The organism is uncultured Bacteroides sp. (genome assembly GCF_958445495.1).
GTDB lineage: Bacteria > Bacteroidota > Bacteroidia > Bacteroidales > Bacteroidaceae > Bacteroides.
This window is the reverse complement of sequence record NZ_CAUCSQ010000090.1, coordinates 1-7,923: the sequence shown is the minus strand read 5'-3', so window position 1 is coordinate 7,923 and position 7,923 is coordinate 1. Positions and strand designations below refer to the sequence as shown.

General features: G+C 41.6%; 6 protein-coding genes. 3 read left to right on the top strand and 3 right to left on the bottom strand.

Going from position 1 to position 7,923, the window contains the following annotated elements:
* Positions 1-110: 110 nt before the first annotated feature.
* The 3 genes from Q5076_RS17605 to Q5076_RS17595 form a co-directional block, all read right to left on the bottom strand.
* Positions 111-683 carry a UpxY family transcription antiterminator gene (locus tag Q5076_RS17605; protein WP_303015085.1) on the bottom strand — a complete coding sequence of 191 codons (573 nt, stop codon included), beginning with the start codon at positions 681-683 and terminating at the stop codon, positions 111-113.
* Between the two features lie 350 nt (positions 684-1,033).
* Positions 1,034-1,984: a tyrosine-type DNA invertase cluster 3b gene (locus tag Q5076_RS17600; protein ID WP_303015083.1), complete on the bottom strand. Its 951-nt coding sequence runs from the start codon at positions 1,982-1,984 to the stop codon at positions 1,034-1,036.
* Positions 1,985-2,825: 841 nt separating this feature from the next.
* A complete protein-coding gene (locus Q5076_RS17595; RefSeq protein ID WP_303015081.1) occupies positions 2,826-3,797 on the bottom strand; it encodes a type I phosphomannose isomerase catalytic subunit in 972 nt (323 codons plus the stop codon).
* A gap of 259 nt (positions 3,798-4,056) precedes the next feature.
* On the opposite strand from Q5076_RS17595, the gene Q5076_RS17590 reads away from it, so the two are divergent.
* The 3 genes from Q5076_RS17590 to galK all read left to right on the top strand — a co-directional run bounded on the left by Q5076_RS17590 (position 4,057) and on the right by galK (position 7,816).
* Positions 4,057-5,154: an aldose epimerase family protein gene (locus Q5076_RS17590; RefSeq protein WP_303015079.1), complete on the top strand. Its 1,098-nt coding sequence runs from the start codon at positions 4,057-4,059 to the stop codon at positions 5,152-5,154.
* A 52-nt stretch (positions 5,155-5,206) separates the two neighbouring features.
* Positions 5,207-6,547, top strand: coding sequence for an MFS transporter (locus Q5076_RS17585; protein ID WP_303015078.1), 1,341 nt, complete (start codon positions 5,207-5,209; stop codon positions 6,545-6,547).
* Between the two features lie 114 nt (positions 6,548-6,661).
* Positions 6,662-7,816, top strand: coding sequence for a galactokinase (gene galK, locus Q5076_RS17580; RefSeq protein WP_303015077.1), 1,155 nt, complete (start codon positions 6,662-6,664; stop codon positions 7,814-7,816).
* Positions 7,817-7,923: the final 107 nt, after the last annotated feature.

Genomic DNA, 7,923 nt, shown 5'->3' with positions numbered 1-7,923 from the left:
TATTGGACGATACCCCTTAATGTTTTTTCCATTACAGTATATAAGAAAAATTATACCCCCAAAAGTATTTTTAATATTACGGAAACGGACAAGGAAATAGAATCTCACGTTCAACCTCTGACCGGTTCCACATACCCCACCGGCATATCCGCACAAGCACAACCCAACATATTCAGACGGACAGCAATCTTACTCCTGCCGTCAACAGTGACCAACTCACCCAACAAACCCCTTAAAGGACCCTTGATGACACGGACCTTCTCGCCACGTGCCAAAGGAGAACTGTTCATCGAAATCACATCATCAGAATAGTCCAGCATAAAACGGAAACGAGCCATCTGGTCGTCAGGAATTACGGTAGGACTGCTCTCACCACGCATTACCAGATAGCGGCTTACGGTAGAAAAAGAAAGAACCTCCTTACGCTCCTCAGGAGTAACATGGACAAAAACCATCATGGGAAGCAATACGGATTCCACAACCTTGCGGCGGTCACTCCACTGGTGAACCTCCTGTTGAACCGGCACGAAACTCTCGATACCAATCTTGCCCAAACGCTCGCAAACCTTCTTCTCGTGATGCATACGGACCAACGCGACATACCAACGTCTTGGGTGTGCTACGCCTTCCCCTGTCCCATAAATAGGCCCAGCAATTAAAGCTCCTTCTTGTCTTTGAATCATACTTTTTTACCCCATAGAAATCCGTTACTTCTTAGGTAACGGAAATAAATACACAGGGTGTATACATCAATAAAAAAGGAAAATCATACGATATGAATAGGGTACAAGTAGGGGATTGCTTAATATCTATCGAAAGATTTTTGAAGTTAAGCAATAGAATTTAGAGAGCATGAAAATAATGGTATTTCATGTTCAAGAAGTCTTTTATCCGAAATCTCAAATAAAACGAAAAAAAATAAAGAAATACTTGTTTGCTATCTATGTTTTTGTCTATCTTTGCGTCAAATTTATTTCCGTTACCTAAGAAGTAACGCACATATTTTAATACTGGTTATCAATATCTTACAAATTCACCATTTACTTACACAGCAATTCCTCACGTAAGATAAATTCCCTCTATTTACCTCCGTCCGTTCTCCAAGTTCAAAGCCTTTCAGATAGATTTGTGTTGTCTTTATAGATTTATGGCCTAATGATTCACTTATCATTTCAATAGGTACTCCGCGATATTTGGCTGTCGTAGCCCAAGAATGCCGAAGGGTATAAGAAGTGACGGGAGAACTCAAATGTAAAGTTCTTGCCAAATCTTTCAAACAATTATTGAATCCACGCAATGCAGACTGGTATTCCCGATAAGTCCTTTCGTCTTTCCGTTTCTTGTCGCCACGAAGAATATCAAACAAATAATCGGGATAATCCGGTTTAGAAGTTTGATTGTTCCGAAGTCGATTAATCATTTCTTTGGCGGTATCCAGAATCTCCACACTCATAGGTGTTTTAGTTTTGACACGGTTATAACGCAATATATTCCGGTCTAAAGCTGACTTTTCCAAATAGGCCAAATCAGCAAATGACATTCCGCAAAGTTGAAACATCAAGGCTGCAATGGCCTGTGTTCGACGTAGACGCTCCGATTTCGGGTCTTCATACAGCAATTTACGTAACTCGGCAACAGGCAAGGCTCTTTTCTGCCGGATATCTACTCCGGTATATACGTCACGGAATAACCGGGGAATATAAGGAGCATCTCCTAATTCCACTCCCCGGTTATAAATACTACGAAGCATACGCATGTAAGTAGAAACCGTATTGGGCTTCAGCCCACATTCATAAAGATACTGTCCGTAACGTCGCAAACAGTCACGAGTTACTTGCTTAAACGACACGTTAAATGTGCCGCAGAACTTTCTAAAAGAAGAAAGGGCATTTTTGTAGACATGTGCCGTAGAATAACGTCCCTCCCTTCTCAAATGACCGATATAGACTTCTCCACATCGGCTGAATCCATTTTTACTCATCATTTACATTAGTTATTTTATATATACTATTTGGCAAGCGGCAAAAAAACAAATCTTTTTGCAGGTTTGCAGTACACCGATTGAGGTATATTTCAACATTTAACATATTTAAACATTATAAAATCCCGAAATTACAGGCTTTTGTAATAGGAAATGTAGTTGTAGATATGGATAGAAAATAGAAGTTGTATAACATATTGTATATAAACGGTTTATAACTTTTCCGATTTTATCATTCATATTATTGAAAAAGATGATTTCAACGATATTTTCACTGCATATTTGTTATAACAGAGGGTATTCGGCTATTTTTTCAAAGCTTATATGAGATATTCACAGATTTATGTATCGCTGTGAAATTATAATTCAGCCCTATCCTTGTTAATTTCTACATACTGTTTTACTATATAACAAATAAAGGGATACTGTATGTAATTACAGACAAGAACGCTGTAAAAGAACCCCGCAGTTGGCTGTGTTTAACCCAGAAACGATTTCAAAAAGTATTGGAGCAATCCCGGTCGTTTCAATTCAGTTGACTGTGAACAAAATTTCATTATACGATGACCTTGGAACGATATGTTGCAATTGATTTTTACGGATACATTGCACCATCTTAACAGGCTCCAGTTTGTATATTTATGTTTGCCACCGAGAAAATATGAGCTCGGAGAATTATGTGCCGGCATGAAAAAAGGTTTTCAAAATATACGCCACAGATTACACCGGTATTAAAACAGATTGCTTTTCTACAATCTGTAAGCCTCGGTGTTATCTGTGGCGGTAATATATGATATCGCTATCGAAAAAAAGTTCCTTTATACGTATCGCTATTTACTACGTATTATACATAGGTTTCCAATAACTTCACATTTCCATTTTCAGGAGTAATGATAAGCTCTTGGGTAGTGGCCGGGAACAGGACAGACTCTCCGGCACCCACCGTCAATTCATTGCCTTCATTATCCTTCATTTTGCATTTTCCTTCCATGCAAATAAAAATTACAAATGAATCGAGTTCCGAGTAATCGCAACTGATTTCTTCGGTCATGTCATACAGAGAGGTTGTAAAATACGGACAGGCAACCAGTTCTACCGGTTCGTCTTTCAACGATTCGTATTTCGTACGATAATCGTCCAACACTTCATAATTGATGGCCTCACGTGCCAGGTCTGTATGAAGCTCGCGTGTTTTGCCATTCGCATCTTTACGATTAAAATCATAAATACGATACGTAATGTCGGAAGTCTGCTGGATTTCAGCAATAAATGCACCTGCCCCTATACTGTGCACACGTCCTGCCGGAAGGAAAAAGACGTCGCCCGGATGGATTTCATATTCTTGCAACACATCGGTAATCGTATTGTTCAGCACACGTTCTTTATATTCTTTCGGAGTAATCTGTTCGGAAAATCCTGAACGCAGCTTAGCTCCTTTATCAGCATCTACCACATACCACATTTCTGTTTTACCCATCGAATTGTGGCGTTTTTTCGCCAACTCGTCCGTCGGATGCACTTGAATGGACAAATCCTGTCTGGCATCGATAAATTTAATGAGCAACGGAAATTTGTTGCCGAAACGGGCATAGTTCGCTTCACCGACCAGTTCTTCACGGTATCTTTTCACCATGTCGGTAAGGTTCAAACCTTTATCCGGGCCATTAGCCACAACGGATTCATTGTTTTCAACGCCGGAAATCTCCCAGCTTTCTCCTACTCCTTTCAAGTCTGAACTTAAATGCTTGAACGGAATAATCTTGTCGCCGCCCCAAAGCGTCTGCTTCAGAATCGGTTCGAATTTTAATGGATACATTTTTGTTTTTCTTGTTATAAACTTAGATTAAATTTGTTCGGATTGTAACAATCCGGGAACAAACATACAAAAAATACTTTAGTTTTTAACAAAAGGAAGATGAATTTTCTTTTTCCGGAAAAGAATTACATTCTAAATGAGGAAACCGGAAGTTATAACGCTAAACTTTCCTAAAGCACCTGTTATATTTAGTCCGAATAATTTGTGAGTAAGAAAGAATTTGCCTTTATTTGCAAGAAAATTATTAATAATACCAGACATGAATAACACATTCCCAACAGAGGATAATCTTTCAGGGCTCAGCCGGAAAGATTTTCAAAAGGATATAAACGATAAGAAAACAGACTTATTTATCCTCAAAAACAAGAAGGGAATGGAAGTAGCCGTAACAAATTACGGATGCGCCATTCTTTCAATTATGGTACCGGACAAAAATGGCAAATATGCCAATGTAATTCTCGGACATGACAGTATCGACCACGTAATCAACAGCCCGGAACCTTTCTTAAGCACAACAATCGGACGTTACGGTAACCGTATTGCTAAAGGAAAATTCACTTTGTTCGGCGAGGAACATGAACTGACTATCAACAACGGTCCCAACTCTTTACACGGAGGACCGACCGGTTTCCACGCCCGCGTATGGGATGCAAGGATGATTGACGAAGGTACAGTGCAGTTTAATTATGTTTCTGCCGACGGGGAAGAAGGATTTCCCGGTAAACTGGAGATAGAAATGACTTACCGGCTGGAGGAAGAGGTCAACGCATTGAATATCGAATACCGCGCCACTACCGATAAAGCCACAGTGGTAAACCTTACCAACCACGGTTTCTTCAATCTCGCCGGCATTTCCAATCCCACTCCTACCATTGACAATCACATCGTTACCATTAACGCCGATTTTTATACGCCTGTTGACGAAGTTTCCATTCCGACCGGAGAAATTGCCAAAGTGGAAGGTACACCGATGGACTTCCGTACTCCGCATGCCGTAGGCGAACGCATTAACGACAAATTCCAACAGCTTATTTTCGGTGCGGGTTACGACCACTGTTATGTATTGAACAAAGCGGAAAACGGTTCGCTTGACTTGGCAGCTACTTGCAAGGACCCGGAAAGCGGGCGTGTCATGGAAGTGTACACCACCGAAGCCGGAGTACAGCTTTACACAGGTAACTGGCTGAACGGATTCGAAGGTGCTCACGGGGCTACTTTCCCTGCGAGAAGCGCCATCTGTTTCGAAGCGCAATGTTTCCCGGATACACCGAACAAGCCTCATTTCCCGTCGGCGACTTTACTACCCGGAGATGAATACCAGCAAATCACTATTTACAAGTTTTCCGTAGAAGAATAATTGCTAAAAAATAACTAACCTAATTTTATAAACTAACATTTTTTTTAGAACCATGACACAAGAAAAAAAGAACGGTAATCTCGTCGCAATCATTACGATGTTCTTCATCTTTGCGATGATCTCTTTCGTGACAAATCTGGCTGCACCATTCGGTACAATCTGGAGGAATGAATATGCGGGCTCGAATACCTTAGGCATGATGGGAAATATGATGAACTTCCTCGCTTACCTGTTTATGGGAATTCCTGCTGGTAATATGCTCGTTAAAATCGGCTATAAGAAGACTGCATTGATTGCAATGGCGGTAGGTTTCTTAGGTTTGTTCACACAGTATCTTTCCAGTCTATTCGGAGCAGGCACCGAGGTGTTCGCTTTCGGGGAATATATTATCCAATTAAATTTCATCATTTATCTGCTGGGAGCATTCATCTGCGGTTTCTGTGTTTGTATGCTTAACACTGTGGTTAACCCGATGTTAAATCTTCTTGGCGGCGGTGGTAACAAAGGTAACCAGTTAATCCAGACTGGCGGCGCTCTTAATTCTTTGTCCGGTACGCTGACTCCTCTTTTTGTAGGTGCTTTAATCGGCACGGTAACTGACAAGACTGCCATGTCGGACGTCGCTCCTCTCCTTTTCGTCGCTATGGGCGTGTTTGTTGCTGCATTCATCGTTATCTCATTTGTTTCTATCCCCGAGCCGCATCTTCAGAAGAACGGAGCCAAAAAGGAAAAGTTCTCTCACAGTCCCTGGAGTTTCCGCCATACTGTATTGGGTGTAATCGGTATTTTTATCTATGTAGGTATTGAAATCGGTATTCCGGGTACATTGAATTTCTATCTTGCCGACGCCAGCGACAAGGGGGCGGGTATTCTGACAAACGGTGCTGCCATCGGCGGTGCTATCGCTGCTATTTATTGGCTGTTGATGCTAGTCGGACGTACTGCAAGTAGCGCTATCAGCGGTAAGGTTTCAAGCCGCGCACAGTTGATTGTAGTATCTGCTACCGCCATTGTTTTCGTATTGATCGCTATCTTCACTCCAAAAGATGTGACTGTATCAATGCCGGGATATACGGTAGGTGAAGGCTTTATGATGGCGCAAGTACCTGTCAGCGCATTATTCCTTGTCCTTTGCGGTCTTTGCACTTCTGTCATGTGGGGTGGTATTTTCAATCTTGCAGTAGAAGGTCTGGGAAAATATACGGCACAGGCTTCGGGTATTTTCATGATGATGGTTGTAGGCGGCGGGGTGTTGCCTCTAATCCAACAGTCCATCTCTGACTCTGTAGGTTATATGGCTAGTTACTGGCTGATTATCGCCGCACTTGCCTACTTATTGTTCTACGGTCTGGTAGGCTGCAAGAATGTAAATAAGGACATTCCGGTAGAATAAAAATTTTCAATCATATTAAATTACGAATTGCCAAGCGGATGTTTCGCAATTCGTAATTTATAAATCTGCGATTTGCAATTTCTTTAATTATTTACCCTTTAAAACATAAATATCATGGATACAGAATTCGTAAGAAGTCGTTTTATTAAACACTTTGACGGAACTACAGGATTTCTATATGCTTCTCCGGGCCGTATTAACCTGATTGGCGAACACACTGACTACAACGGTGGATTTGTTTTCCCAGGCGCAGTAGACAAAGGTATGATTGCTGAAATCAAACCGAACGGTACGAATAAAGTAAGAGCTTACTCTATCGATTTAAAAGATTATGTAGAATTCGGATTGAATGAGGAAGATGCTCCGCGTGCAAGCTGGGCAAGATATATCTTCGGCGTATGTCGTGAGATGATAAAACGGGGTGTAGACGTAAAAGGATTTAATACCGCTTTTGCTGGTGATGTGCCTCTGGGTGCGGGAATGTCTTCATCCGCTGCATTGGAAAGTACTTATGCTTTTGCATTGAACGACCTTTTCGGTGATAATAAGATTGACAAATTCGAATTAGCAAAGGTAGGTCAGGCTACGGAACATAATTATTGCGGCGTAAATTGCGGTATTATGGACCAATTTGCTTCTGTATTCGGAAAAGCCGGCAGTTTGATTCGTCTGGATTGCCGTTCACTGGAATATCAGTATTTCCCGTTCCATCCGGAGGGGTATCGCCTGGTTCTGATGGATTCGGTAGTAAAACATGAGCTCGCTTCTTCCGCATATAATAAACGTCGCCAAAGCTGTGAGGCTGCCGTTGCCGCTATCCAGAAAAAACATCCGCATGTAGAATTCCTGCGTGACTGTACGATGGAAATGCTGGAAGAGGCAAAAGCTGACATCAGCGCTGAAGATTACATGCGTGCGGAATATGTAATTGAAGAAATTCAACGTGTACTCGACGTTTGCGAGGCTCTGGAAAAAGACGATTACGAAACCGTAGGTAAAAAAATGTACGAGACTCATCATGGTATGAGCAAACTGTATGAGGTAAGTTGTGAAGAACTCGACTTCTTGAATGACTGTGCCAAAGAACACGGGGTAACAGGCTCACGTGTTATGGGCGGCGGTTTCGGTGGATGTACCATCAACCTTGTTAAGAACGAATTATACGACAACTTCGTTGAGAAAACCAAAGCGGCTTTCAAAGCGAAATTCGGCAGAAGCCCGAAAGTATATGACGTAGTTATCGGTGACGGTTCCCGCAGACTAGAATAAGGAAAACGAACCGGTTAAAAGATAATTAATGAAATGAGACTGTCTCTTTCCTGTTTTGAAGTGCACCCCAAAAGTTAGACAAAAAACTTTTGGGGTGTTTTTTATGA

Excerpts from the sequence above, each read along its gene's own strand:
- Q5076_RS17600 (WP_303015083.1), bottom strand. The coding sequence starts at position 1,984 with ATGATGAGTAAAAATGGATTCAGCCGATGTGGAGAAGTCTATATCGGT.
- Q5076_RS17585 (WP_303015078.1), top strand. The coding sequence starts at position 5,207 with ATGACACAAGAAAAAAAGAACGGTAATCTCGTCGCAATCATTACGATG.
- galK (WP_303015077.1), top strand. The coding sequence starts at position 6,662 with ATGGATACAGAATTCGTAAGAAGTCGTTTTATTAAACACTTTGACGGA.
- Q5076_RS17595 (WP_303015081.1), bottom strand. The coding sequence starts at position 3,797 with ATGTATCCATTAAAATTCGAACCGATTCTGAAGCAGACGCTTTGGGGC.
- Q5076_RS17590 (WP_303015079.1), top strand. The coding sequence starts at position 4,057 with ATGAATAACACATTCCCAACAGAGGATAATCTTTCAGGGCTCAGCCGG.
- Q5076_RS17605 (WP_303015085.1), bottom strand. The coding sequence starts at position 683 with ATGATTCAAAGACAAGAAGGAGCTTTAATTGCTGGGCCTATTTATGGG.